The 17,594-nt window shown below is 39.2% G+C and carries 12 protein-coding genes; 3 read left to right on the forward strand and 9 right to left on the reverse strand.

All coding sequences use genetic code 11. The features are described from left to right. The 3 genes from kdsA to VIH09_RS09940 form a co-directional block, all read left to right on the forward strand. On the forward strand, positions 1 to 738 hold a 738-nt coding region (gene kdsA / locus VIH09_RS09930; RefSeq protein ID WP_331580471.1), incomplete at its 5' end, for a 3-deoxy-8-phosphooctulonate synthase. A 256-nt stretch (positions 739 to 994) separates the two neighbouring features. Then, positions 995 to 2,098, forward strand: a complete 1,104-nt coding sequence (locus VIH09_RS09935) for a PAS domain-containing sensor histidine kinase (RefSeq protein WP_331580473.1) — start codon at positions 995 to 997, stop codon at positions 2,096 to 2,098. A gap of 93 nt (positions 2,099 to 2,191) precedes the next feature. Next, positions 2,192 to 3,277: an AI-2E family transporter gene (locus VIH09_RS09940; protein WP_331580475.1), complete on the forward strand. Its 1,086-nt coding sequence runs from the start codon at positions 2,192 to 2,194 to the stop codon at positions 3,275 to 3,277. A gap of 90 nt (positions 3,278 to 3,367) precedes the next feature. On the opposite strand, the gene VIH09_RS09945 is transcribed toward VIH09_RS09940, so the two are convergent. The 9 genes from VIH09_RS09945 to VIH09_RS09985 form a co-directional block, all read right to left on the reverse strand. Further along, positions 3,368 to 4,756: a M28 family peptidase gene (locus tag VIH09_RS09945; RefSeq protein WP_331580477.1), complete on the reverse strand. Its 1,389-nt coding sequence runs from the start codon at positions 4,754 to 4,756 to the stop codon at positions 3,368 to 3,370. A gap of 84 nt (positions 4,757 to 4,840) precedes the next feature. Continuing rightward, positions 4,841 to 6,940, reverse strand: coding sequence for a glycoside hydrolase family 97 protein (locus VIH09_RS09950; RefSeq protein ID WP_331580479.1), 2,100 nt, complete (start codon positions 6,938 to 6,940; stop codon positions 4,841 to 4,843). Positions 6,941 to 7,009: 69 nt separating this feature from the next. Continuing rightward, a complete protein-coding gene (locus VIH09_RS09955) occupies positions 7,010 to 8,947 on the reverse strand; it encodes a family 43 glycosylhydrolase (RefSeq protein WP_331580481.1) in 1,938 nt (645 codons plus the stop codon). A 15-nt stretch (positions 8,948 to 8,962) separates the two neighbouring features. Beyond that, positions 8,963 to 10,909 (reverse strand): family 43 glycosylhydrolase, encoded by a 1,947-nt coding sequence (locus tag VIH09_RS09960; protein ID WP_331580482.1) that lies wholly within the window; start codon positions 10,907 to 10,909, stop codon positions 8,963 to 8,965. Positions 10,910 to 11,409: 500 nt separating this feature from the next. Then, positions 11,410 to 13,710: a beta-glucosidase BglX gene (gene bglX, locus VIH09_RS09965; RefSeq protein WP_331580483.1), complete on the reverse strand. Its 2,301-nt coding sequence runs from the start codon at positions 13,708 to 13,710 to the stop codon at positions 11,410 to 11,412. A 3-nt stretch (positions 13,711 to 13,713) separates the two neighbouring features. Beyond that, positions 13,714 to 14,412, reverse strand: a complete 699-nt coding sequence (locus tag VIH09_RS09970; RefSeq protein WP_331580485.1) for a prolyl oligopeptidase family serine peptidase — start codon at positions 14,410 to 14,412, stop codon at positions 13,714 to 13,716. Between the two features lie 5 nt (positions 14,413 to 14,417). Beyond that, positions 14,418 to 15,791 carry a glucoamylase family protein gene (locus VIH09_RS09975; RefSeq protein ID WP_331580487.1) on the reverse strand — a complete coding sequence of 458 codons (1,374 nt, stop codon included), beginning with the start codon at positions 15,789 to 15,791 and terminating at the stop codon, positions 14,418 to 14,420. 57 nt (positions 15,792 to 15,848) lie between these two features. Next, complete coding sequence (locus VIH09_RS09980) at positions 15,849 to 16,706, reverse strand: LamG domain-containing protein (protein WP_331580489.1); 858 nt, start codon at positions 16,704 to 16,706, stop codon at positions 15,849 to 15,851. Between the two features lie 30 nt (positions 16,707 to 16,736). Continuing rightward, positions 16,737 to 17,594 (reverse strand): RagB/SusD family nutrient uptake outer membrane protein (locus tag VIH09_RS09985; protein ID WP_331580491.1); only part of this gene is annotated, 858 nt, incomplete at its 5' end.

A 17,594-nucleotide genomic window follows, 5' to 3' on the forward strand; every position in this document is an offset into this window, starting at 1 on the left:
AGTCAAGAAATGGCAATGCGAATTGCTGAAAAACTGATTGGAATCACCGATAAATTAGAAATCCCTTTCGTTTTCAAGGGTTCTTTCAAGAAAGCAAATCGTTCCAGAATAGATAGTTTCTCTGGAATTGGAGATGAAAAAGCGCTTAAAATACTGAGAAAAGTATCTGAGTCTTTTCATGTCCCTACCGTTACCGATATCCACACGAATGAGGACGCTGACATGGCCGCGCAATATGTGGACATATTGCAAATTCCGGCTTTCCTTGTGCGTCAAACTGATTTAGTGGTAGCTGCGGCCAACACAGGAAAAGTGGTTAACCTGAAAAAGGGACAATTTATGAGTCCTGAAAGCATGAAACATGCGGTGCAAAAGGTTTTGGACTGTAACAATCAAAACGTGATGGTCACGGATCGCGGAAGCATGTTTGGATACCAAGATATGATCGTTGATTTTAGAGGAATTCCCACTATGCAACAATATGCGTCTACAGTTCTTGATGTAACCCATTCATTGCAACAACCCAACCAAACCGCGGGTGTAACAGGTGGCAGACCCGATATGATTGAAACTATCGCCAAAGCGGGAATTGCCGTAGGTGTTGATGGGATTTTCATTGAAACCCATTTTGATCCCGCTAATGCAAAAAGTGATGGGGCAAATATGTTGCATTTGGACTATTTTGAGGGCTTAATGACCAAGTTAGTGGCCATCAGAAAAACCGTTAATTCATTTTAGATTTTATAATGATCCTATAGGTCATATGTTTAAAAAGGAGGCCGTCTTTATGATTGCCTCCTTTTTTCCTTTCCTTTCCTAAAGAGCTCCGCTGAACGATGCGATACTTAACTATATTAGTTTTCAAAATGTCCGTATACAAATATTTTTCCTTACTTTAGTGGTATCATAAACAAAGAGTTAATTCGTTTATGAATAACTTAAGAATTAAATGGAGTAATAAAAAGTCACCCGTCATTAATAAAGGATTAAAAAAATGATAAGAGCTGAAGAAAAAGTAGCTGACGATAATTTGGAAACTTTAACTGTATTCGAAAAATTCTTCGATTTATCTCCAGACCTACTTTGCATAGCTGGATTCGACGGCTATTTTAAAAGAATTAATCCCGCGGTATCGAAATTACTAGGCTATAGCAATGAAGAATTAATGTCAAGACCCATTAATGAATTCGTTTATCTTGATGATCAAAAAATTACGGATTTTGCTCGAAATGAACTTAGAAATAAAGTCTCCTTATTTAATTTTGAAAACAGATATTTAACAAAAAAAGGGGATGTAGTTTGGTTATTATGGACCTCGTTGCCCATTGAAAGTGACAAATTAGTATATGCCATTGCCAAAAACATAACCTACAAAAAGGAACTTGAAGAGGAGCGAAATTTGCATCTTGCAGAACTCACAAAAATAAACAACGATTTCAAGCAACTAACATACACTACCGCGCACGATCTACGGTCCCCTGTCAATAATTTGCTTGCCGTATTTGAGCTTTTGGATGTTGCCCAAATAAGCGATTCGGAAACTCTTGAGTATATTTCTATCTTGAAATCGACCACAGCGAGTTTGAAGGAAACTTTAAATGATTACGTTGCCATTTTAAACAAAAAAAATGAGGTAAACGAGCATATTGAGGAATTAAATTTAAATGAATCCTTAAACGAGGTATTGCTTTCCATCAAGTCTTTAATACAAAATTCTGGGGCGATCATCAATGTTGATTTTTCAAGGCTTGAAAAAATCAATTTTAATAAAGCATATTTGAAGAGCATCTTTTTAAATTTAATAACCAATTCGATTAAATATGCCAAGACTGATTGCTTACCCATTGTTTCCATTTATTCCCAAAAAAATATCAACGGAAACAATGAATTGGTGATTTCAGATAATGGGATTGGATTTGACATGGAAAAAGTAAAAGATAAGATTTTTGGTTTACACCAAAAATTCCACAATAATATTGACAGTAACGGCATAGGGCTTTATTTAGTTTACAACCATGTTACCAGCCTTGGAGGTCGCATCGCAGTGAAAAGTAAAATAAACGAAGGTGCTAAATTTATCATAACCTTCAAGGACTGAAATAAAATTTTTCATTTAGCGTAATTTTGATTTTTTTGCAAATTGAAAAAATGGTAAAATAGAAGGATATACCTGCTAAAGTTCAAAATTCTTATGAAACAAATTTCGAAAAGAACAAGTCTACCCCCAAACGCAAACTATTCGGCACTTGAAATACTTCAGTACGTTATTCTTATTTGTGTAATCCTTTATTATGGAAAAACACTTTTTGTCCCTCTCAGTTTTTCTATGCTGATCAGTTTTATTTTGTTTCCGGTTTGTAAACGGATGGAAAAAAAAGGAATCAGTAAAATTCTAGCCATTTTAATTTCCCTTTCTTTTGTACTTATTTTAATGGGGGCCCTTTTATATTTGCTTTTTATACAAATAAACGAGTTTTCCCACGAGTGGGAATCATTCAAGAAAAAGCTTTTGGAAACATTAAACCATATCAGTATTTTTATAGCACAACAGTTTGAAATTAGCGCCGAAGAACAACAAACTTTTTTTAAAAACTCTATCAATAACTCCGGATCTAAGACATTTTCATTCCTACGGAATGTCCTGTATTCATTTTCGGAAACCTTTTTTTATATTTTGATTATTCCCGTTTTCTCGGCGCTTATACTGTACCACCGCCAAATACTTGTGAACGTGCTTTACCGTATTTTTCCTGTTGAAAAAAAAGGGATCATCAGAGAAATTCTGACCGAAACGATACATGCCTATTATAATTTTATCAAGGGAATGCTTTTGGTGTACCTTATAGTTGGCATCTTAAATAGTGTTGGCCTTGCAATTGTTGGCGTTCCACATCCTATACTGTTTGGCTTTATTGCCTCCATTCTCACTTTTATACCGTATATTGGAATCTTGATTTCCTCTCTTTTGCCCATTGCCGTTTCCTGGATCACATTTAATTCAATTTGGTACCCATTAGGAGTCATTATTGTTTTTTCAATAGTTCAAATTCTGGAAGCCTATGTGATATTCCCTTTTGCGGTAGGAAGCCGCCTAAAAATTAATACCCTTGTGATAATAATTATGATTACTGCAGGAGGCATTTTATGGGGTGCCGCCGGAATGATTCTTTTCATTCCCTTCGCGAGCATTGCCAAACTAATCGCTGACCGCACGGAAAGTTTAAAGACATTATCCATACTGTTGGGAGATGGTGAGCAACAAAAAACAAAATCGTAATGTCTAGGGCCTTGAATTAAACAAAAAAACCATTCGCCGCAGTCTAGATGCGGCGAATGGTTTTTTTGAGAACCACACTTTTTAAAAAGCTTATAGCTGTTCCTTGTCAATTCCGTTATGATCGATCAGATACATCAATGAAGCCATAGTTGCGGCGCCCAGTTCCAGTTCTCTTTTATCGACAGCGTCAAATGTATCGTTTGCCGCGTGATGGTAATCAAAATAACGTTGGGAATCTGGCTTTAAACCGGCTTTTACAATCTTTTTAGAGGTCAATGGACCGATGTCTGACCCACTGTGCCCTTTTACAAAACTATGGATTAAATAAGGCTCGAATACTTTTGCAAAACTCGATATCCTTGCAAATTCAGCATCATCACATTCTAAAGAAAATCCTCTCGGACTGAAGCCTCCTGAATCGCTTTCTAGGGCAAATATGTGATTCTCCTTATTTGCTAACGATAATTCCTCATATTTATTTCCGCCTCTTAGGCCATTTTCTTCATTCATAAAAAGAACCACACGAATAGTGTTTTTTGGTTTATATCCAATATTTTTAAAGATATTCACCACTTCCATACTTTGCACCACTCCTGCACCATCATCATGGGAACCATCAGCAAGATCCCAAGAATCTAAATGTCCGCCTACAACCATAATGTTTTCAGGATGTTCAGTTCCTTTGATTTCCCCTACCACATTATAAGACAATACGTCGTCAAATTGCTCGCAGGATTGTTTGAAATAGAATTTCAATTTAGAATTGTTTTTTAGCTTTTTAGACAATAATTCAGCTCCATTTGTGCTGATGGCAGCAGTAGGGATGTATTGCGATTTCGGAATGTCTCCGTAACTCTGAGCACCCGTATGAGGAAAGTCATCCAGTCTCAAGTTCATGGACCGCACAATTGTGCCTACCGCTCCAAACTTAGAAGCTTCCTCTGCTCCAGCATATCTTTGGTCCACAGCACCTGAATAAGCGTTAAATGATTCTATTTGTTCGTTCTCCATCGGTCGGTTATAGAACACTATTTTACCTTTGATTTTGTCCCTCCCCAAAGCAGTCAATTCTTCCAAACTTTGCACCTCTATCACTTCAGCGGTAAGCCCGTTTTTTGAAGTGGCGATAGAACCGCCCAATGCGCATATAGGCACTTTGATTTTCGTTTTATTGTCCAAAATATAGGCCGTTTCCTTTTCGCCTCTCACCCATTTGGGCACCATTACTTCTTGAAGATAAACTCGGTCAAAACCCATGGTTTCCATTTCCGCTTTGGTGTACTGAACCGCTTTCTCAGCCCCGATTGAACCTGACAAACGGGATCCTATTTTATTGGACAAATGATCCAGCCAAGAATAACATTTAGAATTTGTTAATGCAGACTTGTAAATTTCTTTGAGAACTTGCTCGTCGCTTTTTTGGGCATATAAAGCCGAACTACCTATGAACAATAGGGCTAATAAGGTTTTTTTCTTCATAACAGTATAAGATTGTAAGTTTTCAAAAATACATTTTAAAAATTAAAAATCCTGCAAACTTCCTAAATTTGCAGGATCTATTTATTATTTAATCGGTTCGAAACTTATTGCTGCACCACCTCCCGGCGCCAAATTCAAATTGATTTTCGATTTATTGGTCACTTCTATTGTTCTTATTTTGTACGCGATGGGGTTTGTTTTCCAGTCGGCATCTTTTGCATCCTCGTAGATGATGGCTTTATACTTTTTACCTTTGGACAGAAAATCCAATTTTATTTGCGTTTTTCTGGCATTTTCATCGGTTATAGCTCCAAGGAACCAAGACTCCTTTCCTTTAGTTTTTCTCGCAACAGTTAGGTAATCGCCCGGTTCCGCCTGAAGGTATTTGCTTTCATCCCAATCCGCAGCTACGTCCTTTATGAACTGAAAAGCATCCGGGTACTTTTCATAATTTTCAGGCAAATCGGCCGCCATTTGGATTGGAGAATACATCGTTACATATAATGCCAATTGTTTGGCTAAGGTAGTATGAACTTGCTCCGTTTTATTTTTGTCATAATAGCTCATTTTTATTTCAAAAATACCGGGGGTATAATCCATCGGTCCACCCAGAAGCCTGGTGAAAGGCAAAATCGTCTCGTGCATAGGCGGATTTCCAACACTCCAAGCATTGAATTCGTTCCCTCTGGCAGATTCGGCAGCAATATAATTAGGATACGTTCTACTGTAGCCTGTTGGGTGTGATGACTCGTGCGAATTAACCATCAGTTTATAGTCCGCAGCGCGTCTGGCCACAAAGTTGAAATGATTTACCATCGTTTGACCGTCATGAAATTCGCCGCGTGGAATAATTTTGCCCACATAACCTGTTTTCACTGCAGGGTAATCGTATTTTTTCATCAAATCGAAAGCACGATCCAGGTGACGCTCATAATTTGCAACAGAACCTGAGGTTTCATGGTGCATAATCATTTTCACGTTTTTTGATTTGGCGTAAGCCGAAACGGCAGCAATATCAAAATCAGGATAGGCGGTCGTGAAATCAAAAACATCTTCTTTCCAATTTCCGAACCAATCTTCCCAACCTACATCCCAACCTTCTACCAATACGCCGTCAAATCCATTTTTAGCGGCAAAATCAATATACCTTTTGGTGTTTTCAGTGGTTGCTCCGTGCTTCCCTGAAGGTATTAATTCTTGGGAAACTGAATTTTGCGCGTTTTGTGAACCCGCGAAATCCCAGGTCGATTTTCCAACATGCATTTCCCACCAAATACCAACATATTTCATCGGTTTAATCCAAGAAGTATCTTCAATTTTTGAAGGCTCATTTAGGTTTAGGATCATTTTAGACCCAACAATGTCCCTGGCATCATCACTTACCATTATTGTTCTCCAAGGAGAAACACAAGGTGTTTGCAAATACACTTTGTCGCCAATCGCATTAGGCACTAATTGAGCAGTTAGTTTATATTTGTTTACATCGACGTTCAAATGCATATCGGGATAATTTACAACCGCAGCTTCAAAAATATTAAGATACAGACCGCTTGCCGATTTCATCATCAGCGGTGATTGAACCACGTAATTACCTGGAATCGATTTTACGCCAATTCCATTGTTCATGTTTATTTTAGAATTATCAATATCTAAAAATTTAGTTTCGTTATATTCATATTCATTGCTGTCAAAATCTCCAGGAATCCAGAAAACCTTGTGATTATCAGTTAAATTAAATTGCGTCACTTCATCAGAAATAATAAAATAATTCAGTTCATTTTGCTTTGGAAAATCATATCTGAAAGCAACACCTTCATCGAAAACCCTAAAAATGATATTCATTTTCACATTTGTTTCTTTTTGGATGAGGGACATCGTAAGTTCATTATAATGATTTACGATATTGGCTTGCTCTCCCAAAACGGGCTTCCAAGATTCATTGAAAGTGGCCGTTTTTGAAGTGATGACTTCGAAATTAGAATCCAAAGCGGGCTTTTCCTTGAGTTTTATCCCCAAAGTACTTTCCCGAATTACCGGTTTATTTTTGTAATTTACTGAATAGGTTGGTTGACCATTGCCTGACAATTTAAAATTAACATCAATTTTACCGGAAGGCGACTGAATACTTTGTGCCTGTGATATACTCAGGACAAGGACAAGAAAAAGTGATAAATAATATTTCATATGCTTAATTATATTTTAAAATCAAAAATATAAATAAATTTCTCTTTATGGGGAAATTAAAATTTAATATTAATTCGAAACGGGCTGGATTTTGGGTCCAATACCATTTTCATTGAAAGCTTCAATAGCAAAATAATAGTTTGTCTCTTTGTCCAGCCCTCTGCAATCATATGAATCCCCTTCATAAACCATAATGCTGTTGTACAATTTATCTGGCGCAATTCCGTAGTAGATGTTATAACCAACGGCGTCCGCTTGCTTGTTCCAATAAATCATTGCATTTCGCGGATCCGAAGGATTCCGTTCAACTTTAAATCCAGTAACGGATTTTGGTTTTGCTGACAATCCATTTCCAAAAATGCGGAAATCGGAAACGGCAAAAAGGCCAGTTGCTACGTGAATGTTAAGCAGTTTTACGTAGCGTCCCTCAATTGGCTTGCTCAGCTCAACGTAATCGTGCGGAACGTCTTTGTCGTTTTTAGATTTGTCGACAACTAATTTCCAGTTGATCGCATCATCTGACACCAATATTCGATACTGGTGATAAATATCCATTGCCACGTTGTGCTGATTCGATTTATGATCGGCATAGTTTATTTGAAGCGCGTTAATTCGCATTTTCCGACCCAAATCAACCTGCAACCATTCGCCCGGATTATTCGTTTTTGCCGACCACCAGGTTTGAATATCCTCGTCGGTTACATTTGCGGCACCAAAACACAAGTTTTCGAAAACTTTTTTGCCCTGATTGTCTACCCTATGTGTCCGGGTTAGAGCACAAGTGTCTATTGACGAAACAGTTACTGGCTTTTTATAAGAAAGCAGCATATAACCGCTAAAAGCACCTTCCTTCTGATCGCGTTGCATTTTGGACAATGTTATGGGAAAATCGCCATAGGCGGTTATCGAATACATGACTCCATCCTTGTCAAATCCTGCAGGGAACATATCGATGCGCCTTTCGAAACGATCTTTCATAGAAATCTTGCAGGTTCCGGTATTCCAGTAATTGCCATGCAAATCTTTGAAGGTGTTTCCGTGACCGGCACCTACCACAAATCCACCCGGTTTGTAGGACATCGGATTGTGTTTCTGATAGCTGAACGGACCAAGTGGCTTGTCCGAAACATAAACCCCATTTGCATAGCCTTTAAATTCCGTTCCCGGTGCGGCATATTGCAGATAATATTTGCCGTCATGCTTATTCATCCAGGCTCCCTCTATGAAATTGCCCCAGGGAGCAGGCTCCATGTCATTATTCGGCCCAAATCGTTCCCAACCATGTTCCTTAGGGCGAATCCATAGAACTTCCTTTACACCCCTTTTATTTAAATCAACAGCTTCTTCCTGATTGGTGTATTGTGAAACCGGCTGCGGCACGTAATCTTTCGATTTGATAGGCTGCCAAGTTTTATAATCCAACTCGCAAGCCACCAATGGGTTTTGTCCGCTAGTCCCATAATATCCGTACAGCCTTTTGTCATCGTCCTGAAAAATAGCGGGATCTCCCGCGGGATGGATAATGCTGTCCACATGTCGAGTCCAGCGCCCTTCTTTTGGATTGGCGGTTTTCCAAATGGGCATATACTTATCCGGTCCGATAAGAAACAAAGTATCATTCATAACCAAAGCCGAAGGACAACAAATGTCGCTGCTGTGCGGCTGACGTTGGAAACTTCCGTAAACAAAGTTCCAATTAGCCATGTCCTTGCTCCAAAAAAATCCTGCCTGATTTGTTGCAAACAAGTAATAGTCCCCTTTATAAGTTAGGATAACTGGATCCGCACTCGAACGGCGGGATTCGGCAATGCCATTGTGATTTTCAACGCCATAGGCGTAACCTATATTCACAGGGTTGCAGTAGGTATTTTGAGGGACATCAGCATCGAACCAGGCTGTTTTTGCAATACCACTGTTTTGGTTTACGTAAACATCGACTGAATTATTTTTGTAGCTGGTACAAAATGTAAATAAAGCCAATAAAGGAATCAGTACAATTTTTTTCATCTTAACTATTTGTTTTTAATGGACATTTACCTTTTCCGTTACTTCTGATTTTCCATTTTCACTAAAGGCTTCAATGGCAAAATAATAGTCCGTGTCCTTATCCAAGCCCCTGAAATCATAAGAATCCCCATCGTAAACCATGATGCTGTTGTATAATTTGTCTGGAGCAATCCCATAGTAAATGTTATAACCAATCGCATCCGCTTGCTTATTCCAATATATCATCGCATTTCGGGTATCTAATGGGTTTCTTTCGACTTTAAATCCGGTAACCGATTTTGGTTTTTCGCCAAGTCCGTTCCCAAAAACACGGAAATCAGAAACGGCGAATAAACCCGACGCATTGTGAATATTTACCATTTTTAGGTAACGGGCTTTAATCGGTTTTGACAATTCTACATAATCGTGGGGAACGTCTTTATCATTTTTAGATTTATCGACCACCAGAGTCCAGTTTTGGGAATCATCTGACATGAAGATTTGATATTGGTAGTAAATGTCCATCGCTTTGTTGTATTGGGTAGCTTTGTGATCAGCATAGTTGATTTGCAAGGCATTTACCTGCATTATTCTGCCCAAGTCAAGCTGCAGCCATTCGCCTGCTTTGCTGGTTTTTGCTGACCAATACGATTGGATGTTCTCGTCGGTTAAGTTCACGGGATCATAACAGATTCTCTCAAATACTTTTTTACCGCCGGTATCAACTCTGTGCGTTTGCACCTCTGCACACTCATCCGAGGAAGATGCTATTGCCTTTTTTTTGTACGAAAGCAACATCCATCCTGAGAAAGCTCCCTTCGTCTGATCGCGTTGCTGAGTTGGAAGAAGCGTTGGATAATCTCCATAAGAGGTAATCGAATACATGATGTCGTCTTTATCAAATCCGGCAGGAAACATATCGATGCGTCTTTCGAAGCGGTCTTTCACCGAAATCTTGCAAGTTCCTGTGTTCCAATAGTTGCCGTAGTTATCCGCAAGAGTGTTTCCATGTCCAGCCCCTAACACAAAACCACCCGGCTTATAGGACATTGGATTATGCTTTTGATAAGTAAATGGACCCAGCGGACTGTCGCCCACATGAACACCGTTGGCATAGCCTTTAAACTCGGTGCCTGGGGCACCATACTGCATATAGTATTTTCCATTGTGCTTGGTCATCCAGGCTCCCTCAATAAAATTGCCCCAAGGTGCTGGTTCCATATCATTATTAGGTCCGAAACGCTCCCAGCCGTGCATTGCCGGGTCTAAATTGACGACTGCCTTTATTTCGCCATAAGGGCGCTGAATATCTTCCACTTCGGTTGATGCGTACAGTTTTGCGTAATCGGCCTGATTCCCTTTCGGCAACCATGTTTTGTAATCCACTTCTACGCCAAGAAGAGGCAATTTTCCACTTGAACCATAGTACATGTACACTTTTTTATCGTCATCCTGAAAAATGGCTGGGTCCCAAGTAGGCAACATGGCTGTTTCTACATGTCGGGTCCATCGACCTGATTTAGGATTGGCGGTCTTCCAAACCGGATGGTCTTGTTTCCAAGTTGAACCTACATAAAAAAGGGTGTCGTTTACCACCCAAGCGGCCGGAGCGCATTGGTCATCGTCGCTGGGAAGTCGCTGAAAACTGCCGTAAACAAATTTCCAGTCTGACATATCCTTGCTCCAAAAGAATCCTGCTTGATTGGTTGCGAACAGATAATAGTCGCCTTTATAGGTGGTAATTACCGGATCGGCAGCCGAACGGCGGGAAACAGGGATTCCATTGTGATTTTCGACAACATAATTGTAGCCAATATTGATCGGGTTGCAATACGTTGAGGCAGCTTTATCGGGGTCGAACCAATCGGTTTTTCCTTTACTGTTGGATTTCGATTGTGCGATGCCGATTTGACAGCTAAACGCTACTAACAACAATGGTAATAAATAAAGGTTTTTCATTTTTTTGATTTTTCTGACTTCCATAGTATTTCTATTTTTTCCATTAAAAAACAGTAGTTCATATATTTAACGACAAGCACATAACAACTATTATAATGTGAAATCATCGAGTATTTCGACTGTCAAAAATATTTTAAGTCATTTTAGACAATAAATTTTCAGAAAAAAAATCCGTCCTTTCTACTCTTGATTGGGAATAAGTCAATTGCGCTGAAGTGAGAACCGAACAAACATTTAATAACAGCTTTATAACTTTTTTCGAAAGAAAAAATTTGCGGGCATAGCTAAATAATAAAAAGTATTGGATGGAGCTTATAATGTTACGCTAGAATTTTGGAAAACAAAAAACTATAATTTGAGCGTTTAAGAATAAAAGCACTTAACAACTATAGAAATCCATATCCCATAGGGAAAGTATACATTATTACCTTCAAAAGAATATACCATAGTTTTTTTTTTAGAAATGGCTTTAAAAACCCTTCGGTATAATTACCGAAGGGCAATCACTAAATAAACAAACCAAGTTATTTAATCAACTCAAAACTAACTTTATTTTCTGTGTCAGAATCTCCTCCAACAAAAACTTCGAACTTTCCTGCCTCTGCAATATGTTGCAATTCTGAATTATAGAATTTCAAATCCTCCGCAGAAATTTCAAAAATCACTGTTTTTGTTTCTCCTTTTTTAAGGAATATTTTTTGAAACCCCTTTAGTTCTTTCACCGGACGCGTAACAGATCCCACCAAATCTCTGGTGTACAATTGAACCACTTCCTTGCCATCAAAACTCCCAGTATTTGTAAGATTAACAGTGACCGTAATTTTTTCGTTAAAATTCATTTTATCCGATGAGATTTTTGCAGTCGAATAATCAAATGAGGTATAGCTCAGCCCATAACCAAATGGATAAAGAGGCTCATTTCTTTCGTCAATATAATTAGATTTAAATTTCTCGAACTTTCCTTCTTTATTTCCAAGTGGCCTTCCTGTATTTTTATGGTTGTAATAAATAGGCACTTGCCCCACACTTCTTGGGAAAGTAGCGGTCAGTTTCCCAGAAGGATTGACCTTCCCAAACAAGACATCAGCAATAGCGTTACCCGCTTCGCTACCTGCAAACCAGGTGTTCAAAATTGCCGGAACAGTTTCGTTTTCTTCAACTAAAACTAATGGGCGGCCAGTGAATAGAACTAATATGACAGGTTTTCCAGTCTTTAGCAATTCCTTCAATAAATCTTTTTGAGCTTGTGGAATCGATAAATTAGTCCTGCTACTGCTTTCTCCGCTCAACTCTGCAGATTCACCAATTGCGGCAATAATTACATCTGATTGGTTCGCTATTTTCAAAGCTTCGGCCAGTAACTCTTCGCTTGTTCTATTGTCTCGGTGTAAGGTTTTGCCAAACATAGTCGCTTTTTCTTCAAAAGCTGCATCGTAATCCAAATTACTCCCTTTCGCGTAAAGCACTTTCGCTGAATTACCCACAAAACCCTTGATTCCCGCAAGCAATGAAACTGAAGCGTCATTGTTAGCGGCTACGCTCCAAGTACCTGCCATGTTTTCTTTGGCATCAGCCAAAGGTCCTATCAGTGCGACTGTTCCGGATTTCTTCAGGGGAAGTAGCTGATTTTGATTTTTTAGTAAAACCAGCGATTGAGCCGCAATATTTCTAGCTTCTTCCCTCGAATCTTTTGTGAAAATTTCTGTCTTGGATCTCGTTTCATCACAATATTTATAAGGATCTTGGAACAAGCCCAAGTCATATTTGGCATTCAAAATAAGTCGCACGGCACGATCAATTTGCTCCATGCTCACTTTATTTTCATCCAATGATTTTTTCAATGTTGTAAGGAAACCTTCGCCAACCATATCCATGTCAATTCCGGCATTTAATGCCAAAGCGGATACCGTTTGCAAATCACCCATTCCATGATCCACCATTTCATTGATACCGGTATAATCCGTGACAACAAATCCCTTAAAACCCCATTTATCTCTCAAAACATCGGTCATCAACCATTTATTTCCCGTTGCAGGAATCCCGTCTATTTCATTAAACGATGCCATTGCCGATCCAACACCAGCATCAACTGCTGCTTTGTATGGTGGGAAATAATCATTATACATTCTTATTCTGCTCATATCAACGGTATTGTAATCGCGTCCCGCTTCTGGCGCGCCATACAAAGCAAAATGTTTAACGCAGGACAAAATCGTATTGTTTTTTGAAAGATCATCACCCTGATAACCTTGCACCATTGCTTTGGCTATTTGACTTCCCAAAAATGGATCCTCACCCGAACCTTCCGAAACCCTACCCCAGCGCGGATCGCGAGAAACATCTACCATTGGAGAAAAAGTCCAGTTGATTCCGTCAGCACTCGCCTCTTTAGCCGCAATTTGGGCGGTCCTTTTTATCAATTCCATATCCCAAGTACTTGATAATCCAAGAGGAATCGGAAACGTAGTTTCATAGCCATGGATTACATCCATTCCAAAAAGCAAAGGAATCTTCAATCGGCTTTTTTCAACAGCGACCTTTTGTACTTCTTTGATTTTTTTAACTGATTTTATATTGAATAAGCCCCCAACTTTACCTTCTTCAATATTTTTAGCTACATTAGAACTATTGGCAGCTCCCGTCGTTATATCTCCAGATGTGGGCAAATTTAATTGGCCTATCTTTTCGTCAACGGTCATTTTCGCCATTAATTCGGCTACAAATTCCGCTTTGGGTTTAATTTTAACCGTTTTTTTAGCCCCCTTTTTTTGGCTGTAGCCAAAAAGTGAAAAACCTACGAGTAGTATAATTAGTTTAATTTTCATTTTTTATTGTTTTTTTTGTTTAAACATCCAGTCGTAAATCGCTTGATTGTCATATACCCTTGACCAGCTATCGTGCCCCGCATCATCAAAAATGGTCAGTTCAATATCAGCACGGCATGCCTTCAATTTTTTGTAAATCGCTATCGAATAATCCACATTGACCACATCATCCAGTAACCCGTGAAAAATCCGAATAGGAATTGTTGCTATTTTACAGTCTTCAATCATTGGAACCCTATCCACAAAGCCGGCAATGGGAACCATTGCGGCAAACATTTCAGGATGCGCGAAAGCCAAATTCCAAGCGCCCCAGCCACCCATGCTTAGCCCGGTTAGATAAATTCTATTGTCATCGATATTATTCTCTTTTTGGATTTTTAAAATCAAACGATATAACACCTCCGAGTCCCAATATTCATTATCCGGGCATTGCGGTGCAAGAACATAGGCATCCAACTTATGCGTTTTCAAATATTTGAATGGGCCATGGATCTTTACTTTTTCAATATCATTGCCTTTTTCACCAGAACCGTGAAGAAAAATCATCAATGGTTTTTTTTCCTTGGTATTCAGGGGAATTTGCAAGGCATAACCCAATTCATGCTTTTCGACAATCTTCGTTTCCATTTTCCCATTAACAACAGATTGGGAAAAGGAAGCTGTTGAGAGTAAAAATGCCAGCACCGAAATTATATATTTCATGCTTTTTAAAAATTATATTTTCCTGAATGAAAGCCCAATTTTACCAAGCCCGATTTTATCTCCGGAGCATTCATAAATAAATTCCACAATAGACCCGTACGATAATTTTCGATCATTGGCGCGATTGTTCCCTGGTCAATTGCCAAGTAACGTGGCGTCACCCAATTGTAATGCGGTGAAAAAGCATCATAAGGACCAGCGATTCCTACGTAAAGCGATTTGTTTTCATCATACAGATAACGAAGAAATTTCATAGACTCTACTGGAGTATAAGGAAAAGAGGATAAAGCCGCCGTTGGAGTAATTACACCTACATCATTGTCAGTATCGTGAGCTGAATATCCGGTTGATCCATCACCGTTTCGCGAATAACTCGCCGTGAGACCCCAACATTTTTCAGAATAGCCTTTCCACTGTTTTGGATTATCAATGCAATATTTATTAATAATTTTGGCGTGATTCTGGGTTAATTCCCAATAATTTGCATATTTATCGGTTAATTGTGAAGGATCTAATCCCATATAAGAATAGTGCGCCCAAAACAAAGGTCCTGCATTTCCGCTGACCGTATTGTATTTAAATACCAAAGGGATACCATATTGTGTTTTTCCTGTTCCAATAGTCCCGTCTCGCGTCCAACCTTCATGGTAGGCTGCGGCTGAAATGGGAAAAGTTGGGGAGGCGGCTCCCATAACATAGGCAATCAAACATTCATTGTATCCTTCTAGTTTGAATTTCATCTCCCATTCGTATGTAGGAGACCAGTGCCAATACATGGCGTTTTCGCCATTGGTATACCAACTCCACTCCACTGTTTTCCATAAATTATCAGCTTTGGCAGCCAATTCTTTTTCTTGAGTGGTTCCATTTTTGAAATACTCTCTCACCGCAATCAGGCCTTGACATAAGAATGCTGTTTCCACTATGTCACCGCCATCATCTTTATTGCCAAAAGAAATAGCACGTCCGCTGTTCCCATCCATCCAGTGGGCCCATGCACCGTGAAAACGATCCGCTTTTTCAAGAAAATCCATTGCTGCAGTCATTCGGGTAACGGCTTCAGCTCTTGGAATAAATCCTCTTTCTATTCCAACAATCAACGACATTAGCCCAAAACCTGAACCTCCAGTGGTTATTTTGTTGGCTTCAAAACCAGGGTCGTTAGTAAGGTAACGTTCTCTTGCCAATTTAGAATTCGGCTCTGCATAATCCCAAAAATACTTGATGGCATCTTTTTGAACCAAATCCATGGCTTCCTCGTCTGTAAGAGGAGTTATCGGAATTTCTGGAGTTGCTGGGGGTACATTTACAGTCTTATCACTACAACAACTCATTCCAAAAACTAATAAAATAAAAGGAATATATTTAAGTAAAGTCATGTTTTAATCTTTTGAAGAAACTTGCCAAAGCCTTTGCTTTGGCAAGTTTCTTCATATTTATTTCTTTTTAGTATATAAAGTTGAGACTTCAGCAGCAGTTAAAGCAGTTGAGTACATTCTGAATTGGTCTAAACCACCCTTCCAATAGGAAGATAGCCAGTTATCTCCATTTTCATTCTGCGATTGGGGACCATTTCCTATTCTAAATCCAGTTATCTTTGAATCCTCAATGTCAATAGCTCCATGTCCAGTCCATGTTTTAGTGCTAACTACAGCCCCATCGACGTACAATGTTAAACCCGAAGTTGTTTCATCATACACAAAAGCAAGGTGATGCCAGGCATTATCTAATAACCCCTCTATTGAATTATTTCCTTCCCACGTTAAGAATGTATCCCCCTTCGTATCTGCGATGACGAATTTAACTGCTGCTCCAGTTGTAGTTGGTGCTGCGTCAAACAAAAGAAACATTGTAGCACTTGACCAATGGCCATTAGATGAAGGGATACTAAAAATCTCTTCAGCACCTGGATTAGTTCCGTTTTTTGTTTGCCCATTGTGCTTTTCCCATACTGAAACCGTAAAACTTTTAGCGCTTATTGCCCAATCGTTCGGTTTTGCATATGCAATAAATTTATCCGCAACACCTTCGACCCCTTTCCCGTTTATACCTTCAATAGCTTTGAAAGGATTGTCACTAGGGAAATTTGCACGAACGCTGTCAACTGCGTTCATTAAGGGATTGTCAGTCGTTCCATCAAAAGCAACATAAAACTTCAGCGGGCCGCCAACTGCATTGGCGTCAACTGGGTAATCTCCAAGCGCAGGCCTGTCCATCTCCTGACAGCCCATGAAAGCCAAAGAAATAAGAGCTATTCCAAAAGCCTTTTTCAATATTGATTTATTAATTTTCATCTTATATATTTTTTATTAAATTAAGTCGTTTTAATAATTTGGATTTTGAATTAAAACCCCTTGCGATTGGTCGATTGCAGTTTGTGGTATCGGATACAAAGCATTTTTCGCCTGGTAACCGAATCCCCCTAAAACTGATGGAGCATCACCCCAACGAACCAAGTCATAAAAACGTTCGTTTTCCATTCCGAATTCTACTCTTCGTTCCTGCTTAATATTTTCTAATGTTGGGTTGGTTATCTTAGGAAGCACGGTAACTGATCCTCCTCGTGCTCTAACTCGCACTCTTTCTAGGTATTCTGTTGCATCACCACCAGTTTTAACGGTTGCTTCTGCCGCCATTAAGAGCACATCGGCAAATCTAATTATTTTGATGTTTTCCCAGTTGTTTTGTTTTTGACCAAATTTTAATCTTACGCTTGCTTCTGTGTATGCTTTTTTATTCCAGTACAACTGATCTAACGGTGGCGATGATGGTAAAGCTCCGCTTCCGTAACCACCGTCATCTTCACCGGAGGTCAATATGGTTTCGCCTTTTCGGGGATCACCGCTCTCAAAAGCATCTACTAATGCAGGTGTAGGTACGTTAAAGCCCCAACCTAAATCCCAAACTCCTGAACCTCTCACTCCTTGGGAAACGAAATAAATGTTTGAGAAATTTTGACCAGAAACGGTTACCAATTGTTGAACTTCAAAAATTGATTCTATTGAATTATTACCTTCAAGGGAGAATAATTTTCTAAATGATGGTTCCAAATTATACACTCCCGAATCAATAACTTCTTGGCTTTTTGCCAAAGAAAGGGCATTCTCTCCTTGATATAAATACAACTTGGCGAGCATCGCGTCCGCAAAACCTTTAGTCGCCCTTCCCGGAAATGATGCCCA

Source organism: Flavobacterium sp., assembly GCF_036515215.1.
Lineage (GTDB): Bacteria > Bacteroidota > Bacteroidia > Flavobacteriales > Flavobacteriaceae > Flavobacterium.